Annotated in this window: 1 protein-coding gene and 1 pseudogene; both read right to left on the bottom strand. The window is 47.7% G+C overall.

The genetic code is table 11. The annotated features are described in order from the left end of the window. The coding region (locus tag A3735_RS08845) for an ATP-binding protein (protein WP_197485773.1) at positions 1–476 on the bottom strand (476 nt) is incomplete at its 3' end. Beyond that, positions 466–1,343 (bottom strand): annotated as a pseudogene (locus tag A3735_RS30610) (IS21 family transposase); the annotation flags it as partial. The pseudogene A3735_RS30610 and the gene A3735_RS08845, both read right to left, overlap by 11 nt.

Genomic DNA, 1,343 nt, shown 5'->3' with positions numbered 1-1,343 from the left:
CTTAACCTGTTCGCAATGCGTCCCGCTTTACCTTCGAGTTTGTCTGGTTCAAGTTGATTCACAAGTTCAATGGTCGATAAGAAGCGCACTCGTAGTCGGTGGTGTTGGATGGCTTGTACGCCTATTGCCGTTGCTAAGTGAGTTTTACCCGTGCCAGGGCCTCCTATAAGTACGATGTTGTGGCTGCCTTCGATGAACTCACAGCGATGAAGCGCTTTGACAAGCGTTTCATCTACACTGCTTTGATTGAAGTCAAAGCCAGCTAGGTCACGGTAGGCTGGGAACCTTGCATGCTTCATCTGATAAGCGATTGATCGCACTTCTCGATCTGTTACTTCAGCTTTGATCAAGGCTTCAAGAATGGGCTGTGCTTGAAGGTAAGATGGCCCGGCTTGCTGTGATAGCTCCATAACACTGTTGGCCATACCGTGTAGTTTGAGTTGTTTGAAGGTGTGGATCATGGTTTCAATGTGCATAAGGATGACCTCTTAGTTGATCGTAGCGTTGTGTGTTGGCAATAGGTTCTTCGTTTAGAATGAGAGAGGGTGGTGTTAGCAAAGGCTCAGGTGTTTCCTGTTCGATGAGTTGGCTCAAACAGTTCATTACATGCTGTTTTGAGGGGTGCCCGCATCGCAGAGATTCCTCAACCGCTTGCTCAACCAGCTGTTCGTCGTGATGAAGTACCAAGGCCAATATCTCGACCATTTCTCGATCACCACCTTGTCGTCGAAGTAAATACTTTTGAATGGACTTGAAGCTGTCTGGCAAGGTCTCGAACGGTGCGCCGTTACGCAGTGCTCCTGGTTTGCGTTGAGCCACGGCTAGATAATGTCTCCATTCATACTTGGTGATACCTGCATCATGCTTGCGATTGAAGATACGTCTATGTCTTGCTATCTCCTTGCCTTCGGCAACGATAACGATTTCAGCTGCATAAACATGAAGACTCACATGCTGGTTAGCAAAGCTTGCCGGGACACTATAGCGGTTACGCTCGAACGTAATTAAGCATGTAGAAGAGACTCGCTTAGTCTCTTCTACATAGCCATCGAATGGCGCTGGGACAGGCATTAAACATGGCCGTTCTTGTCGCCAGCATTCAGCAACCGTTAGATTGGATTGTTCTGGGTGTTTTTGGCGGTGCCACAGTTCAATACATTGGCGTTCAAGCCAAGCATTAAGTTCTTCGAGAGTCTTGAACTTGGGAGCGGTATGACATAACTGATGCCGAGCATCTCGCACCTTTTTCTCGACTTGGCCGTTCTCCCAACCTGCAGCTGGATTACAGAACTCAGCTTCAAACAGATAATGACTGACTAGCGTTTGGAATCGGCGATTAACAT

Source organism: Oleiphilus sp. HI0061 (genome assembly GCF_001635675.1).
This window is presented reverse-complemented; position numbering and strand designations above follow the sequence as displayed.